We start from the raw sequence: 15,904 nt of genomic DNA, 5'->3' as shown, positions 1-15,904 counted from the left end.
GTGCACGGTGCTCGTTTCCCTCTTGACCCGCGCGAACGGTTCGCGCACGGTGGAACTGACCCGTGGGGACGGCTCGCTCCCGTGTGCTGCTGATGACACCCGTCGCTCAGCAGCCACGTCACGCAGCCTCCGCCTTGTACGCCGCCAGTTCGAAGGAGAGCGCGATGCCCGACACGACGCACACGCACGGTAAGAGAGTCACGCGTGTCACGACGCCGTCCCATCCGCTCGACCCGCTCACCGCTGACGAGCTCGCGGCGGGGCGCGCTGTTCTCGAGCGCGCCGGGCTTCTCGGCGACAGCATCCGGTTTCCGAGCGTCCTGCCGGTCGAGCCGCCCAAGGCTGACATGCTCACGTGGAAGCCGGGCAGCGCGTTTGACCGCAGCATCCTGTACACGCTTCTCGATACGGCCACGGGGCGCTCGCGCGAGGTCGTCGTCTCGGTGACCGAAGAGTCCATCGTGAGCGATACGCCACTCGCCACAACCGAGGAACCCTACGGGCAGCCGCCGTACCTGTTCGAGGAGTACGAGCGTGTCGAGGCAATCGTGAAGCAGCACCCCGAGTGGCAGCAGGCGATGACCCGCCGCGGGGTGACCGACACGGATGCTGCATTCTGCGCACCCCTCGCACCCGGATACTTCGGGTTCGAAGACGAGGTGGGGCGACGCATCATCCGGTCGCTCACGTTTCTGCAGCCCGGCGACAACGACAGCCCGTGGTCGCGTCCGGTCGAGGGGCTTGTGGTCACGATCGACCTCACGAGCGGCGAGGTCGTGCGGGTGCACGACGAGGGCGAGGTCCCGATTCCCGATGTCGACGGAAACTACGATGCAGACCGCGTCGGCCCGGCGCGCACGTCGCTGAAGCCGATCGAGATCACGCAGCCAGAGGGGCCGAGCTTTTCAGTCGACGGATCCCACGTGCAGTGGGAGAACTGGTCGTTCCGCGTCGGCTTTAACGCACGCGAGGGTCTGGTTTTGAATCAGGTGGCGTTCCGCGACGGCGATGAGGACCGCTCGGTGCTGTACCGAGCATCCGTACCTGAAATGGTCGTGCCCTACGGCGACACCTCGCCGAACCGGTTCTGGATCAGCTACTTCGACGCAGGCGAGTACCTGCTGGGCAAGAACGCGAACGCGCTGTCACTCGGCTGCGACTGCCTCGGCGTCATCCACTACTTTGACGGCGTCGTCGCCGATGACTCCGGCAATCCGCAGACCATCCCCCAGGTGATCTGCATGCACGAAGAAGACTACGGGGTGCTCTGGAAGCACACCGATCTTGACGGGCATCCGGAGGTTCGCCGCTCACGCCGGCTCGTGGTCTCGTACTTCTCGACGGTCGGCAACTACGACTACGGGTTCTTCTGGTACTTCTACCTTGACGGCACCATTCAGGTGGAGGCAAAGGCGACGGGCATCGTGTTCACCGGGGCCGGGACGCCAGGCGAGCAGGACCCGCACGCCCTCGAAATCGCGCCCGGCCTCTTCGCTCCCGTGCACCAGCACCTCTTCTGCGCACGTCTCGATGTCGCGATCGACGGCGAGCGCAATGCCGTCGACGAGGTGGATGCTGTCGGCATGCCGACCGGCGAGGAGAACCCGTACGGCAACGCCTTCACCTTCACGCGGACGCCGCTGCGCACCGAGAGCGAGGGCGCACGTCTCGCGAACCCTGCCGCAGCGCGCAGCTGGCATGTGCGCAGCACCGAGCGCACCAACCACCTCGGTCAGTCGACCGCGTATCACCTGGTGCCGCAGGGGCAGCCGACGCTGCTCGCTCAGCCTGACGCCACGGTGAGCTCGCGTGCGGCGTTTGCGACGAAGCATCTGTGGACGTCGCAGTACGAAGACGGACAGCTGTGGCCGGGCGGGCCGTACCCCAATCAGCACGCCGGCGGCTCGGGCCTGCCGGAGTACACCGCGGGGGATCGTCCCATCGAGGGCGAAGACATCGTGCTGTGGCACACGTTCGGGCCGACGCACCTGCCGCGCCCCGAAGACTTCCCGATCATGCCCGTCGACTACTCGGGCTTCCTGCTCAAGCCCTTCGGGTTCTTCGATGAGAACCCCGCGCTCGACCTTCCGGGCGCCGCGGCGAACGCGTGCGGCGACGGGTCCTGCGGCTGCGGTGACGGCTGCACGTGCGCGCATTGACGAATTCGCCGCCGCGCTGACCGTCATCTGCTCGCTGGCCGTGAGCTCGCGGTGGGTTCCGAGTGCGGGCTGTAGGGTATGAGACATGTCGAGTCCCAAATCAGACAGGTCAGGGGTTGTCGGTCACACCGCCAGCCCCCTGAACCACTAGTTACGACGTCCACTCTCTGCGTGGGCGCTTGCCTGGCACACCTCGGGGTGCTGGCCGTGGTGACAAGAAGAACCACTTCTTGATCTCTCACCTCGGAGTACTCGATGCCTTTTTCTCTCTACATGCTTGCCCTGGCGATCTTCGTCATGGGAACGTCAGAATTCATGCTCGCGGGCTTGCTCCCCGCAATCGCGAACGAACTTCACGTCTCGCTCGGCACGGCAGGCCTGCTGACCTCTGCGTTCGCGGTCGGAATGATCATCGGCGCGCCCGTCATGGCTGCATTTGCTCGCCGATGGCCACCGCGGCTCACGCTGTTCGTCTGCCTTCTCGTGTTCGCGGGAAGTCATGTCATCGGAGCGATGACGCCGATATTCTCTCTCCTGTTCATCACTCGAGTCCTCAGCGCTCTGGCAAATGCAGGGTTCCTCGCTGTGGCACTGAGTACGGCCACCGCTCTCGTGCCGGCGAATCAGAAAGGGCGTGCACTGTCGATTCTGCTCTCCGGCACAACGATCGCAACCGTCGCGGGAGTTCCCGCGGGCGCGCTGCTCGGGACGGCGATGGGCTGGCGGACGACATTCTGGGCGATCGCCGCCCTCTGTGTTCCCGCTTTTTTCGGAGTCATTCGCGGCATCCGGAGCAATCCTCGTCAGGCGGCAACGGACGCGTCACCGCCGAGGCTCCGCGTCGAACTCGGCCAGTTAGCGAAGCCGCGGCTCATCCTCGCCATGACCCTGGGGGCATTGATCAATGGCGGAACCTTCGCCGCCTTCACCTTCTTGGCCCCCGTCGTGACGGAGACCGCGAGATTGGCGGATGTGTGGGTATCCGTCGCGCTGGTTATGTTCGGCATCGGCTCATTTCTTGGCGTCACGATCGCAGGACGGCTGGCAGATCAACGGCCTGGCGTCGTGCTTGCAATCGGCGGGCCGCTGCTGCTCTCGGGCTGGGTTGCGTTGGGCTTGCTCTCACCCCATCCCGTCGCAGCTCTCGTCCTGATCTTCGTTCAGGGTGTGCTGTCGTTCGGTGTCGGCAGCACCGTGATCACGCGGGTGTTGTACGCAGCCTCGGGCGCGCCAACGATGGGTGGTTCGTATGCAACAGCAGCACTGAACATCGGGGCGGCGGCCGGACCGGCACTGGGTGCGTTCGGACTCGCAATCGAGCTAGGGCCGCTCGCGCCCGTCTGGGTCGCATCCGCACTCACTGCGGTGGCGCTGGTCGTCGTGCTCCTCTCACGCGGCGCTGTCACAGAACCCTCTGGGGAGACCACTCGATGACGCGGCCACAGGCGTTTCTTGCGGTGGCTGCCACTGAGTGCGCGCCAGTTTTGGTCCTGCGCGCCAGAAAAAACTGGCGCGCACTTCAAATTGTGGCGCGCACAGCAGTCTGCAATGGATGCTGGAGGGCGCCGGAGCCCGGACGGTAGCAGCTCCACACTGAAGCCACATCTGCGCACCGCAGCAACGTCTGCGCACCGCAGCAACCCGGCGCGGGGCGTCAGCTAACGACGGCGGTTCCCCGGCGTGGACGACGGAGCAGCGTAGGACCTCTGCAGACACGGAGCAGCGCTCCACAGCGGAAGCAGCGGCAGCGGCAGCAGACAGCGGCAGCAGACGGCGGCATCCCGACCCCAGGCGGAAGCAGTACCGGAGGAAGTGCCAGCGAACAACGTCGCGAGCAGCGGCCTCAGAGGGCGAGGCCCTGCGGCTCGCTAGTGCTTGCCCGGCTTCGTCTCGCGCTTGTAGTCCTTGATGAACGGCGCGGCGATGATCGACGCCACTCCGAGGCATCCGGCGACGATGAACGACACGTTCACACCGTGAATCAGGCCTTCGAGGCCGTGCGTCTCCGGGTCCAGCGCGGTGCTGGTCATGACCGTGATGAGCATTGCAGTTCCGATGGACCCGGCGATCTGCCGCATCGTGTTGTTCATCGCCGTGCCGTGCGGAATGAGCAGCGGCGTGAGCTCGTTGAGAGCCGCCGTGGTTACCGGCATCATGACCATTGCCGTTCCCAGCATCCGGACGGCATTCACGATGGCCACATAGGCGAACGTCGTGTCCGGCGTGAGGAACGCGAACATGAAGGTGGTGCCTGTGACGATCGTCAGGCCGATCGTCGCGAGCCATCGCGCGCCGAAGAGGTCGAAGATGCGACCGGTGAACGGCGAGCTGATTCCCATGACGACGGCGCCGGGCAGCAGCGCCAGGCCCGACTCGAACGGCGTGAAGCCGATCATGTTCTGCATGTAGAGCGGCAGGATCGTCGCGCCGCCGATCATGACGATGAACACGGCCATTCCGATCACCGTGTTCAACGTGAACATGGGGTAACGAAAGACGCGGAACTCCAGAATCGGCTGCTCGAGTCGCAGCTGGCGCAGAATGAAGATGACGAGCGAAACCACCCCGAGCGCCAGCGAGATGATGACCGCCGGGCTGCCCCAGCCGCTTCCGCCGGCCGTGCTGAATCCGAAGAGAAGCCCGCCGAATCCGAGGGTCGAGAGGATGATCGAGAGAACGTCGAGTCGGGGGAAGGTGCGCTCGGTCACGTTCTTGAGGATGAAGAAGGCGACGATGATGTCGAGAACCGCGATCGGCAGGATCATGTAGAACAGCGCCTGCCAGGGGAAGTGCCCGATGATCCAGCCGGAGAGGCTGGGGCCGATCGCCGGGGCAAACGCGATCACAAGACCAAATGTGCCCATCGCCGTGCCGCGCTTCTCACGCGGGAAGATGGCGAACAGAATCGTCTGCATGAGCGGCATGATGATTCCGGCACCCGATGCCTGGACGATACGCCCAATCAGCAGCACGGGGAAGGTGGTGGCGATTGCGCAGATCAGCGTGCCGACCGCGAACAGCCCCATCGCGGTGAGAAACAGGCCGCGCGTCGTGAACCGCTGAATCAGGAACGCGGTCACGGGGATCATGATGCCGTTGACCAGCATGAAGATCGTCGTCAGCCATTGAACTGTGTTCGCTGTGACGTCGAGGTCTTTCATGAAGACCGGGAGGGCCGTGGCGAGCAGCGTCTGGTTGAGAATCGCCACGAACGCGCCAGAGAGCAGAACGGCGAGGACGACGGTCCGATTCACAGGTTTCGGCGTGCTCTCTTCGGCCATGTGGCTCCTTGCTTTTGGTGATATTCAGTGAGGTCTCGCGGCTCATGCGATCGGTGGGCGGCGCGAGTCGATCGCCGCCATCGCACGCGCGTATCGGGGCGGCCGCAAGGGCCTGCGACAGAAATGCAACGATGCGCCCGATTCGATAGCTGGTCTATTCTATCGGCCGTGTCAATTCACGGATGCTGGGAATCTGGCTGAACCCCCGAGGCCTCATTCCGCGGCTAACGTGCGTGCGACGCTGTGGCGCAGCGACATGATCGTCGGCACAACTGTCGCTGCCAGGAGGAGGACGAACCCGCCTCCGGCGATGATTCCCGTACTGGCCCACGAGAGCGGAATCGACTGCAGACCGAGTGCGGTCGCCACGATGAGCCCTCCCCCGGCGACGGCGACGAGACCGAGCACCGCGGCACTTGTCGCATAAATGACGGCCTCCCACACTGCCATCGCGATGACGGTCCGGTGTGTGGCACCGGCAGCAAGGGTCAGCGCAAATTCGTGTTCGCGCGCATGGCTCGTCATGTACACGGTCGCGGCGGCCGCAACGGCCGACAGCAGCAGCGGTCCGCCGAGCGTCAGCACAACGGTCTCGAGCGGCAGACTCCACCCCTGATCGTTTCCGGTGCGCTCGATGAGCGACTGTCGCAGCAGTGCCGACGTCGTATACAGGCCGCCGGTCAGGGCGATGGCCACCATGAGCGGGCTGATCGCCGCCGCGCTCTGACTCAGCCGGAACCCTGCCGAATTCCGGGCGAGAAACCAGGATGCTGAGGCGCGACGTGGCACGAGGGAGGTCCACGCGCGCTGGGTCGCCGGCAGCAGCAGTGGGCCAAGAATCGCGATCAGCGCGGCAATCAGCGGCGTGATGACGATGGACGTGTTGAGAATGTATGTGAACTCGGCGCCGTACAACGAGGCGGCCGCCCAGCAGAGTCCGGCGAGAGTGGCTGCGGCAAGCAGCATCCGGAACCAGCGCACCCGCATCACGACGTGGTCTGTCTCGCGCAGAGCGACGATCGGCGCCACGCGGCTCGACCGGCGTGCACCCCGAAGGCCACCGAGAAGCATGACCGCGGCTACGCCTGCCACCACACACAGGGCCGCCGGCAGCGACAACGTGAATGTCACCCGCGTGATCGCAGACCACGTGTGGAAGATGAGCGCGAACGCCGGGTTCAGCACGGGGAGGGCCAGGAGGATGCCGGTCACACCTCCAAGTACGGTCACGAGAAGCAGCTGCGCCATGACGACGCGGGCGACGCGCGAGGGCCGCACACCGATCAGCTGCCACAGTGCGTAGCTGCGCCGCTGCAGTGCCACGGTCAGATTCGAGATCGAGCTCAGCACAATCACCGCGCTGATCGACGTGAACATCAGCAGCGCCATGCTTCCGCCGCTCAAAAACAGTGTCACGTCGCCCTCATAGCGCTGCCCTGTGTCGATGAGGCTCGCGGCGAAGGTCCCCACGAAACCGGCGGCCACCGTCACGGCGAACGCGCCGGCCCAGATGCGAACGTTGTGCAGAACGTCGGCCCCGATCAGCCGGATCATGCGGCGTCCCCCGCGAGGCTGACGGCATCGAAGACCTGCTCCGGGGTCGGTGTTGCGAGCTCCCGGTGGATGAGTCCGTCGCGCAGCACGAGTACACGATCGGCTCGCGCGGCCGCCTCAAGATCGTGCGTGACCATGACGACAGAGCGAGTCCCGGATGCTGCCTGGCGCAGCAGGGTCAAGACGGCGGTTCCGGTGGCCGTGTCGAGTGAGCCCGTGGGCTCGTCGGCGAAGACAATATCCGGATGCATCGCCAGGACGCGCGCGATGGCGACGCGCTGCTGCTGTCCGCCCGAGAGCTCGCTGGGACGGTGGCGCGCGTGGTCGACGAGGCCGACGTCGGCGAGCGCGCGGTCAACGTCGCGCTTCATCGTGCGACGGCGTGCCAGTCGAGCGGGCAGCGCAACGTTTTCGCGGGCAGTGAGCGCCGGGATCAGGTTGTACGACTGGAACACAAAGCCCACGTGGTCTCGCCGCAGTGCCGCGAGCGAACCGCGGCCGAGGGTGCGCAGCTCGCTGCCCATGAGCGTCACGCGTCCCGCGTCATACGGCTCCAGTCCAGAGAGGCAGTACAGCAGCGTCGATTTGCCGGAGCCGCTCGGGCCGACGATGCTCACGAGCTCTCCCGCTCGCACGGCGAGCGAGATTCCCCGCAGAACGGTGGCCGGTGGCTGCTTGCGGCCGAGGCGAAATGATTTCTGCAGGTCCTGTGCGCTGAGCAGTGTCGTGTTCACAGAACGAGTCCATCGCGTTCCCCCGGCGCGCACGAGCGGCTCAACGCCACTTTTGGGGTAGACCTGGCGATACCTTTTGTCGCCCCAGCGGCACGGAGTCTCGCGGCATCCGTACTGTAGAACCATGGCGAACACGGTGTGGGCTGCGCTGCGGCGGTCTCCCGCGTCGTTTCTCGGCAGCTGGTGGCCCTGGCGGGCACTGCTCTTTCTGCTGACGAGCGCGGTGCTCGGTGTGGTGCTGCTCGCGGTTACCGTTCTCACACTCCTGCTGCTTCCCCTGTGGGGCATCGCACTCGGCGCACTCGAACGGCGGCGCACGCAACTGCTCGGCTTTGACAGGCTGCCGACCGGACACGTGCGGATCGGCCGGGAACAGCGGCTGCACTGGCTGAGCATCCGGCTCGCCGAACCCGCGACGTGGCGTGAGACAGCGGGGCTCCTCGCCGATGTTGTTCTCGGGATGCTGTCGCTCGCCGTGCTCTTCGTCGAATTCGCCGCGCTGGCCGTGCCTGCTGCGATCGTGATCGCCGCGGTGCAGGGGCCACGCGAGCTCAATCTCTTCGGCGACGTCTACATCACAGTGACGCCCGGCAGTTGGTGGCCGGCCGTACCGATCGCTCTCGCCCTCGTCGCGCTGTTCGCCTACCTCAATGCCGTCATCGCCGCGGGTCACGGGTACCTTCTGCGGCTGCTCTGCGGACCGCGGCAGGAAGAGCTCGAGCGCAACGTGGAGCGGCTCTCACGCTCGCGGGCCGCCCTGGTGGAGGGCTTCGAGGCCGAGCGGCGGCGGATCGAACGCGACCTCCACGATGGCGTGCAACAAGAACTCGTGACGCTTGCCGCACGGCTCGGCATGGTGAGCCTCGACCTCGATCGGGTCACCGGCGACAATGCGGAGGCTGCCCGGTCGTCGCTCGCCGCCGCGCAGGATCAGGCGGAGCACGCCATGGCCACACTGCGAAACACCGTGCGCGGCATCCACCCCGCGGTGCTCACCGATCACGGTCTTGCCGCCGCACTGGGCGAGCTCGCCGAGCGCTCCCCCGTCGAGCTGCGCCTCGATCTCGCCATCGATCGCCGGTTGCCGACCGCCGTCGAAACTGCCGCGTACTACGTCGTCACCGAGGCGATCTCGAACACGGCCAAGCACACGACGGCGACCTTCGTGGCCGTGCGGGCGCACGACGAGGGTCAGTGCATCGTCATGACGGTCACCGACAACGGCCACGGCGGCGCGCAAGCCAGCGGCGGCACTGGGCTGCGGGGTCTGACCGAGCGCGCGGAGACGCTGGGCGGCTCGTTCGGCATCGACAGTCCCGTCGGCGGACCGACCACCCTGCGGCTGCAGCTTCCCTTCACAGAACAGGAGCGAGAGCATGCGGATACTGCTGGCTGAAGACTCGACGCTGCTCCGCGAGGCCCTGATCGCTCTGGTCGAGCGCCTCGGCCACGAGGTTGTGGCGACGGCAACGCGCGCTGACGAACTCGAGCGCGTCTATGCCCGATCGGATGCTGCCGAAGACCGCCCAGACCTCGTCGTCACCGACGTGCGCATGCCTCCGGGAGGCAGCGACGACGGTCTGGCTGCGGCTCTCAGCATCCGCCGTCTGCGGCCCGAGCAGCCGGTGTTGGTGCTGTCGCAGTACATCGCCGACCGGTACGCCCGTGAGCTGCTCACTCTCCCGCAAGGAGCCATCGGCTACCTGCTCAAGGATCGCGTCAACCGCGTGCACGACTTCGCCCACGCGCTCGAGACCGTGCAGGCTGGCGGTACGGTCATCGATCCAGAGGTGGTTCAGCATCTTCTGCGGCCGCGCCGCCGCGGGCCTCTCGCGGATCTCACGGGCCGCGAACGCGAGGTGCTTGAGCTGATGGCCGACGGCAAGTCCAACGCGGATATCGCCGCGCTTCTCGTCGTGACGGATGCCTCGGTGCGCAAGCACGTCGGAAACATTTTCGCGAAGCTCGGCCTCAGCCCCGTGGACGAAAATCGTCGGGTCAAGGCGGTGCTGACGTACCTGCACGACTCGGAATCGTAGCCGCCCACCGCCGCGTCGTCGCACACGCGAGCATGCCGCCGCGGCCGGGCGCGTTCCCGGCAGACGCGCGCGTCAGTCCTGTGCGCCGGAGTGCCGGTCGTCGTCAGCCACGACAGCGCTGTAGTCGTCGAGAAACCGCCGCGCCAGGCGAAGAAACCGCTCGGCGTCGGCGTCTCCCATCGCAGCAAGCGCGCTCTCGTAGGCACCGAGACTCGCGGTCACGTCACGCTCGAATGCCTCCCGACCCGTCTGCGTGGGCGTGAAGACGTACGGGCCGCCCGGCTCGCGGCGTTCCCGGCTCAGCAGATCGGCAGCGAACGCGGCGTTCACCTGCCTGTTGACCGTCGACTGCTCGAGCTTCAACTCGGCAGCGATCTCGGCAAGTGTGCTCGGCTGGCGCTCCCTCAACAGCCAGAGAATTCGCAGGTCTGCGGTGCCGAGCTCTGCCAGGTTCTCGTGAACGTGCCGGAGCCGATCCAGGCGGGTGAGGATGCCGGCAAGCTCACGACCGCGCGCGATGTCGTCGCGTCGCTTCGCGCTCCCCTCCGCAACCATGCGTCACCTCCGCGCTCGATTTGATCCGTCGACCATCTATATGTAGTCTACATATCCGGCACGATATGTAGATTACATATTGAAGGTGCCCGGCAGTGACGGAGGCCTCGTGACGGCAGCATCCCCCACGCGCACCGCGAACGACGACGCGACTGACGCGCTACCTCGAGCGAAGCATCCGGCCATCGCCGTCGGCGTGCTCGGCTTCTCGAGCCTGTGCGCAGCGCTGATGCAGTCACTGGTCATCCCGATTCAGCCGGAGCTTCCGCGCATCCTCGAGACGAGCCCGAGCAACGCGGCATGGGTTGTGACGGCGACCCTGCTCGGTGGTGCTGTTGCGATGCCGGTTGCGGGACGCCTCGCCGATATCAAGGGAAAGAAGCCCGTCCTCGTCGTCTCCGCAATCATCCTGCTGCTCGGCTCACTGCTCTGCGCGCTCTCGACGACGCTGCTGCCCGTCTTGATCGGGCGCGTGCTGCAGGGCATTGCCATGGGCTACATCCCGGTCGCCATCAGCTATGTGGGCGAACTTGTGCCGCCGCGGATGAAGAACGCGTCGGTCGCGGGAATCAGCGCGACGCTCGGCGTCGGTGGTGCGCTCGGCCTTCCTCTTGCGGCCTGGATCGCCGAAGAGTTCAACTGGCAGGCCCTGTTCGCGCTCTCCGCCGTGCTCGCCGCGGTGATGGTCGCTCTCACAATTGCCTGCATTCCGCACCGCTCACCGACGAGAACGGCACAGCTCGACGTCGTCGGAGCCATCGGCTTCGCGATCGGCGTCGTCGCCGTGCTTGTCGGTGTCTCGAAGGGGAACGACTGGGGCTGGGCCTCGCCGGCGACGCTCGCGTCAATCATCGGCGGTGCCATCGTGCTCGTGGTCTGGGGCGCGTACGAATTGCGCCACAGTGAGCCTCTCGTCGACCTGCGCGCGACGGCGCGCCGACCCGTGCTGCTGACGAACATCGCCGCCCTGCTCATCGGGTTCGGCATGATGGCGCAGTCGATCGTCGTTCCGCAGCTGCTCGAAACACCAGCATCCATCGATTACGGACTGGGTCAGACAATGCTCGAAGCGGGCCTGTGGATGGCCCCGGGCGGTTTGATGATGCTGGCCTTCTCGCCGATCTCCAGCCGGATGCTCACTCGCTTGGGCGGACGCACGACACTCGCGATTGGCGCGACGGTGCATGGAGGTGGGTACGTGTTCGCGTTCTTCCTGACCAGTGCACCGTGGCAGCTCATGGTTGCGTCGTGCATCGCGTGTGCTGGGGTCGGAATCGGCTACGCCGCCATGCCGACGCTGGTGATGCAGAACTCGCCGTCAAGCGAGGCCGGTGCCGCTGTCGGTGTCAACTCACTCATGCGCTCGATGGGCACCACGGTCGCTGGCGCAGTGATGGCGATCGTGCTCACCAGCCAGACGATGCCGGTCGGCAACGCCGTTGTGCCCGCCGAATCCGCATTCACGACCTGCTTCGCGATCGGGGCTGCCGCTGCCCTCGCCGGGGCGGCAATCGTGCTGTGCATTCGCCGGCAGAAGACACCGGATGCTGTCGCCAAGGCGACGAGCCCGGAGACGGAGCCGGCGCCCGCGCCAGCGGACTGACGCGGGCGGTCAGCGCGTCGCCGTCACAGCATCCTGCAGCGCCGACAGAATGACCTCGGCGGTTCCGATCGTCGCATTCGGCCCCATCAGGCCGATGCGCCAGACCGAATCGGCGTAGGCGCCGACGCCCGCCCCGATCTCCATGCTGTACTTCTCGAGCAGATACGCGCGCACCGCTGCGGAGTTCACTCCGTCGGGCACCCGCACCGTCGTGAGGGACGGCAGCCGGTGGCCCTCGGCGGCGAACAGCTCGAAGCCGCGCTCCTGCAGTCCGTCGCGCAGCGCCGCGCCCGCCTCACTGTGACGGGCCCACACGTTCTCGAGACCTTCGCCCAGGATGCGGTCAAGCGCCGCCTCGAGGCTCGCGATCATCGCGACGGGCGCCGTGTGATGGTACGCGCGCTTGGCGCCGGATGCTGCGCCGACGTAGCCGCCCAGCATCCCGAGGTCGAGATACCACGAGCGGGGATTCTCGACGCGGCGCTCAAACGCGCGGTCGTTCACCGTGAACGGTGCGAGCCCGGGTGCGACGCCAAGGCACTTCTGCGTGCCGGCGTAGCCAATGTCGATGCCCCAGTCGTCAGCGCGCAGCTCGACGCCCCCGATCGAGGTGACGGCGTCGACGAGCAGCAGCGCATCTCCCTTGAGCTCACCGAGCGCGGCAATGTCTGAGAGCACACCGGTGGAGGTTTCGGCGTGCACGGCGGCGATAATCTTGGGGTTCGGATGCGCTTCGGCGACGCGCTGCGCATCGACCGGCTGGCCGTAGTCGTGGTCGACACGCACCACCTCGGCTCCGCAGCGGGAAGCCACGTCGACCATGCGTTCGCCGAACAGCCCGTTCACCGCGATGACGACGACGTCCCCTGGCTCGACCATGTTCACGAACGCGGCTTCCATTCCCGCAGATCCGGTCGCGCTGAGCGGCAGCGTGCGAGCGTTCGACGTTCCCCACACCTCCCGCAGTCCGTCACACGTGCGGTCGATCCGGTCGATGAAGAGGGGGTCGAGGTGCCCGAGCAGCGGGTAGCCGAGCGCCACGGTCGCTTCGTTGTACGGGTTGGTCGGCCCCGGACCGAACAGGCTGCGCGTGGTAATCGGTGTCTGCATGTGATGCTCCCTTGCGAGTCTCGGGACGCAGCGTGGTGCGAGATGCTGCCTCGACTCCATTGAATCAGGAGCTCACGCGGTTCGGGGCCAGGACGCACCTTGCCCGCATCCTGACCATGTTTCGCCCACGGGTCGAACGGTGACCGGTCGCGCGGGCGTCAGTGGGTCAACGGCCCTTCTCTAAACCGGGCGAATGCTCCCGCCACTGACGCTGAACCCCCACCGCTCAGCTGTTCAGCGAGCGGATGCGCGACGTGAGTGCTGTCGCAAACCAGCACCACGCGACGTACGGCGCGAGCGCCCAGCCGAGACCGCGGTGCACGCGCCCCGCCCGGCGGGCGAGATCGGTGCTGCTGACCGCGAGGCCCGTCGCCGTGCCGAGAGCCAGATCGAGGTCGTGCTGTCGGAAGAAGGTCCACGACCACCCGGCGTTGAGCGCCAGGTTGAGCACGAGTGCGCGTCGATACCCCCGAGCGGGGTCGGATGCTGGATCAGCATCCGGTCTCGTCACCTGCACACCGAGGCTTTCACGGCGCTTCTGCGCGGCCCGCTTCTTCGCCCGCGGCACAAGCACGGCTGCCGAGGCGAGGGCGATGCTTGCGTAGAGGGCGGGCCAGACGATGGGAAATGCAGCAGCCGGTGGCTGAAAATCGGGCTTGCGCAGCTTCTTGTACCAGCGGCTGTTGACGTCTTGCGTCGCCGCGGCACCGACGAGCGCGGTGGCTGTCACGAGAGCGCTCGTCCCGAGAAGCTTCTTGCCGAACATGGGATCCCCCGATTCTGACGTGCTGACTTCAGACGGTTTGCCGCCTCACGCCATGCTACGTCGTGCGCACAGGGAACCCGCCACGACGTTCTCGCACCACGGCTGGCAGTGTGACGTGGCACGCACCACGTTCGCACGCTCGACTCGGGCGGACGCCCCGCGGCGAATGAGTTTCGCAATCACCGATTGCCCTGTCATGAGTCAGGGTGTAGGTTAGTGAACATGTTCAGTGAACGTGTTCAGTCTCGAACGCAACAGCGCGAGCGCACACAGGGCCGCATCATTGCTGTGGCTGACCGACTGTTTCGCACACAGGGTTTTGCGTCCACCTCAATCCGTCAGATCGCACGCGAGGCCGACGTGAGCACGGGCACGGTGATGTCTGTCGGCGACAAGAGCTCGCTGCTGGCCGCGGTGTTCGAGGCCTCCATCAGGCAGATGCAGGTAGAGCAGACGTCTCACCGTGAGGCAATGCACGCACCGGATGCTGTGAGCACGCCGGATCGTGTGACCGCCATCTTCCGCCCCTTCCTTGAGTTCCTCGCGCACGACGAAGACCTGTCGCGCGAGTACGCCGCTGTCCTTGTGCGCGGAACGCACGGAACGCACATCTTCACCCAGATGGCAGATGAGCTCACAGACACAATCGCTCGGGAGTTCAAGAGCGCGGGTATGTCGGAAGCACCTGCTGCCGCAGCATCCCGCGCCGTCTACTTCGCCTACCTTGGTGTCCTGCTCTCGTGGGCCGGCAGTGGTTCGACGGTGCACTCAGCTCTGCAGGAACTGTCGAGCGTTGCGACGCTTGTCATGACGACGAGTACGGAGGACTGCCCATGATTCTGCTTCCCGACCCGTGGTGGCTCACCGCGTTACTCGCTGTGGTCATACTGAGCGATGCCGCACTGTCGGTCAGGCCGCCGGCGTTCATTCGCGACTGTCTGACCGGCGTCGGGTTTCCGCGCGAGTGGTGGTGGACGCTGCTCGTGATCAAACTACTGGCGGCCGCCGGGCTGATTGTCGGCCTGTGGGTTCCCGGCATCGCCTTCGCCGCAAACGTGGGGATTGTCTGGTATTTCGTCGCGGCAGCATACGCACACATTCGCGCGCGGTTCACCGGCAGCGAGTTCTGGCTCAACTGCCTCGGGATGCTGGCGCTGTCGACGGTCGTGCTGTTGGTGTCGTATCTCTGAGAGAACTGCCGCGTGCCCCGGCACTCATCGGTCGTACGATGGCGGGAGGTCATGAGAAAGGCGGCAGCGATGCCAGAATTCAGCGTCGGCGACCACGTGAGCTGGAATTCCGAGGCCGGTCACGTTTCTGGAACCATCACGAAAGTGCACACGTCCGACTTCACATACAAGGGCCACACGCGACATGCCTCCGACGACGATCCGCAATATGAGATCGCGAGCGACAAGACGGACCACATCGCCGCGCACAAGGGCTCTGCCCTCACGCGCGTGCCGAAATAGCATCCGTGTCTCAGCCAGCCGATCGCGTTCCGGTTTTCACAGTCGGGCATTCTGATCGCTCAATCGATGATTTTCTCGGGATGCTGCGAGAGCACGGCGTGGAGCAGATCGTCGACGTGCGCAGGCTGCCGGGCTCGCGCGCTCACCCGCAATTTAACGACGATGCCCTCGCCTCGTCCCTGCGCGCCGTCGGTATCGGCTACCAGCGCATCGAGGAGCTGACCGGTCGGCGTCCCGTGTCGACCGATGTGCCGTTTGAGGTGAATGCGTTCTGGAACAACCGAAGCTTCCACAACTACGCGGACTACGCGCTTGGCACCGCGTTTGGTCACGGGCTCACCCAGCTGAATAAGCTGAGTACGCAGCATCGTGCAGCCGTGATGTGCTCAGAGGCCGTGTGGTGGCGGTGCCACCGGCGGATCATCGCCGATCACCTGCTCGCCCACGGCCGAGACGTGCGCCACATCATGAGTGTGGCCAAAGCGGATGCTGCCAGCCTGACAGCCGGTGCCGTCACTCACCCGGACGGCTCCGTGACGTATCCACTGTCGGGCCGCTGAGCCCGAGTGCATCCGGTTATCACTGGAGTAATCGGGCATTGAGCAGTGGAGTAATCCACTAGTCAGTAGTG

The 15,904-nt window shown here is 65.9% G+C and carries 15 protein-coding genes; 9 read left to right on the top strand and 6 right to left on the bottom strand.

Annotated features, from left to right (window positions below; genetic code table 11):
• Positions 1-164: 164 nt before the first annotated feature.
• Both OK352_RS04205 and OK352_RS04200 read left to right on the top strand, forming a co-directional pair.
• Entirely contained in the window at positions 165-2,159 is a 1,995-nt protein-coding gene (locus tag OK352_RS04205) for a primary-amine oxidase (protein ID WP_265140133.1), read from the top strand.
• Positions 2,160-2,414: 255 nt separating this feature from the next.
• Entirely contained in the window at positions 2,415-3,593 is a 1,179-nt protein-coding gene (locus OK352_RS04200; RefSeq protein WP_265140132.1) for a Cmx/CmrA family chloramphenicol efflux MFS transporter, read from the top strand.
• A 434-nt stretch (positions 3,594-4,027) separates the two neighbouring features.
• On the opposite strand, the gene OK352_RS04195 is transcribed toward OK352_RS04200, so the two are convergent.
• The 3 genes from OK352_RS04195 to OK352_RS04185 form a co-directional block, all read right to left on the bottom strand.
• Positions 4,028-5,440: an MDR family MFS transporter gene (locus tag OK352_RS04195; RefSeq protein WP_265140131.1), complete on the bottom strand. Its 1,413-nt coding sequence runs from the start codon at positions 5,438-5,440 to the stop codon at positions 4,028-4,030.
• A gap of 213 nt (positions 5,441-5,653) precedes the next feature.
• A complete protein-coding gene (locus tag OK352_RS04190) occupies positions 5,654-6,994 on the bottom strand; it encodes an ABC transporter permease (protein WP_265140130.1) in 1,341 nt (446 codons plus the stop codon).
• The gene (locus OK352_RS04185; RefSeq protein ID WP_265140129.1) at positions 6,991-7,728 is read right to left on the bottom strand and encodes an ABC transporter ATP-binding protein; all 738 of its coding nucleotides are present in this window, start codon (positions 7,726-7,728) and stop codon (positions 6,991-6,993) included. The genes OK352_RS04190 and OK352_RS04185 overlap by 4 nt, the downstream gene beginning before the upstream one ends.
• Positions 7,729-7,852: 124 nt before the next feature.
• Here OK352_RS04185 and OK352_RS04180 point away from each other — a divergent pair, with 124 nt between their 5' ends.
• On the top strand, positions 7,853-9,124 hold the full coding sequence (locus OK352_RS04180; RefSeq protein ID WP_265140128.1) for a sensor histidine kinase: 1,272 nt from the start codon (positions 7,853-7,855) through the stop codon (positions 9,122-9,124).
• Positions 9,105-9,767 (top strand): response regulator transcription factor, encoded by a 663-nt coding sequence (locus OK352_RS04175; protein WP_265140127.1) that lies wholly within the window; start codon positions 9,105-9,107, stop codon positions 9,765-9,767. Before OK352_RS04180 ends, OK352_RS04175 begins: the two co-directional genes overlap by 20 nt.
• Positions 9,768-9,839: 72 nt before the next feature.
• On the opposite strand, the gene OK352_RS04170 is transcribed toward OK352_RS04175, so the two are convergent.
• Positions 9,840-10,322: a MarR family winged helix-turn-helix transcriptional regulator gene (locus OK352_RS04170; RefSeq protein WP_265140126.1), complete on the bottom strand. Its 483-nt coding sequence runs from the start codon at positions 10,320-10,322 to the stop codon at positions 9,840-9,842.
• Between the two features lie 85 nt (positions 10,323-10,407).
• Here OK352_RS04170 and OK352_RS04165 point away from each other — a divergent pair, with 85 nt between their 5' ends.
• A complete protein-coding gene (locus OK352_RS04165; RefSeq protein ID WP_265140125.1) occupies positions 10,408-11,925 on the top strand; it encodes an MFS transporter in 1,518 nt (505 codons plus the stop codon).
• 9 nt (positions 11,926-11,934) lie between these two features.
• Here the strand turns inward: OK352_RS04165 and OK352_RS04160 are convergent, their stop codons facing one another.
• Positions 11,935-13,035: a pyridoxal-phosphate-dependent aminotransferase family protein gene (locus tag OK352_RS04160; RefSeq protein WP_265140124.1), complete on the bottom strand. Its 1,101-nt coding sequence runs from the start codon at positions 13,033-13,035 to the stop codon at positions 11,935-11,937.
• Between the two features lie 226 nt (positions 13,036-13,261).
• A complete protein-coding gene (locus tag OK352_RS04155) occupies positions 13,262-13,801 on the bottom strand; it encodes a TspO/MBR family protein (RefSeq protein ID WP_265140123.1) in 540 nt (179 codons plus the stop codon).
• Between the two features lie 222 nt (positions 13,802-14,023).
• On the opposite strand from OK352_RS04155, the gene OK352_RS04150 reads away from it, so the two are divergent.
• The 4 genes from OK352_RS04150 (at position 14,024) to OK352_RS04135 (ending at position 15,833) form a co-directional block, all read left to right on the top strand.
• On the top strand, positions 14,024-14,638 hold the full coding sequence (locus OK352_RS04150) for a TetR/AcrR family transcriptional regulator (RefSeq protein WP_265140122.1): 615 nt from the start codon (positions 14,024-14,026) through the stop codon (positions 14,636-14,638).
• Entirely contained in the window at positions 14,635-14,991 is a 357-nt protein-coding gene (locus OK352_RS04145) for a DoxX family protein (protein WP_265140121.1), read from the top strand. Before OK352_RS04150 ends, OK352_RS04145 begins: the two co-directional genes overlap by 4 nt.
• Before the next feature lie 69 nt (positions 14,992-15,060).
• Entirely contained in the window at positions 15,061-15,273 is a 213-nt protein-coding gene (locus OK352_RS04140; RefSeq protein ID WP_265140120.1) for a hypervirulence associated TUDOR domain-containing protein, read from the top strand.
• Between the two features lie 5 nt (positions 15,274-15,278).
• Entirely contained in the window at positions 15,279-15,833 is a 555-nt protein-coding gene (locus tag OK352_RS04135) for a DUF488 domain-containing protein (protein ID WP_265140119.1), read from the top strand.
• The last annotated feature ends 71 nt before the right edge of the window (positions 15,834-15,904 follow it).

The sequence above is a fragment of the Microbacterium sp. MPKO10 genome, assembly GCF_026107415.2.
Lineage (GTDB): Bacteria > Actinomycetota > Actinomycetes > Actinomycetales > Microbacteriaceae > Paramicrobacterium.
This window is presented reverse-complemented; position numbering and strand designations above follow the sequence as displayed.

What these genes read in the sequence shown, in the direction of transcription:
- OK352_RS04205 (WP_265140133.1), top strand. Translation starts at nt 165, where the DNA reads ATGCCCGACACGACGCACACGCACGGTAAGAGAGTCACGCGTGTCACG.
- OK352_RS04200 (WP_265140132.1), top strand. Translation starts at nt 2,415, where the DNA reads ATGCCTTTTTCTCTCTACATGCTTGCCCTGGCGATCTTCGTCATGGGA.
- OK352_RS04195 (WP_265140131.1), bottom strand. Translation starts at nt 5,440, where the DNA reads ATGGCCGAAGAGAGCACGCCGAAACCTGTGAATCGGACCGTCGTCCTC.
- OK352_RS04190 (WP_265140130.1), bottom strand. Translation starts at nt 6,994, where the DNA reads ATGATCCGGCTGATCGGGGCCGACGTTCTGCACAACGTTCGCATCTGG.
- OK352_RS04180 (WP_265140128.1), top strand. Translation starts at nt 7,853, where the DNA reads ATGGCGAACACGGTGTGGGCTGCGCTGCGGCGGTCTCCCGCGTCGTTT.
- OK352_RS04175 (WP_265140127.1), top strand. Translation starts at nt 9,105, where the DNA reads ATGCGGATACTGCTGGCTGAAGACTCGACGCTGCTCCGCGAGGCCCTG.
- OK352_RS04170 (WP_265140126.1), bottom strand. Translation starts at nt 10,322, where the DNA reads ATGGTTGCGGAGGGGAGCGCGAAGCGACGCGACGACATCGCGCGCGGT.
- OK352_RS04160 (WP_265140124.1), bottom strand. Translation starts at nt 13,035, where the DNA reads ATGCAGACACCGATTACCACGCGCAGCCTGTTCGGTCCGGGGCCGACC.
- OK352_RS04155 (WP_265140123.1), bottom strand. Translation starts at nt 13,801, where the DNA reads ATGTTCGGCAAGAAGCTTCTCGGGACGAGCGCTCTCGTGACAGCCACC.
- OK352_RS04150 (WP_265140122.1), top strand. Translation starts at nt 14,024, where the DNA reads ATGTTCAGTGAACGTGTTCAGTCTCGAACGCAACAGCGCGAGCGCACA.
- OK352_RS04145 (WP_265140121.1), top strand. Translation starts at nt 14,635, where the DNA reads ATGATTCTGCTTCCCGACCCGTGGTGGCTCACCGCGTTACTCGCTGTG.
- OK352_RS04140 (WP_265140120.1), top strand. Translation starts at nt 15,061, where the DNA reads ATGCCAGAATTCAGCGTCGGCGACCACGTGAGCTGGAATTCCGAGGCC.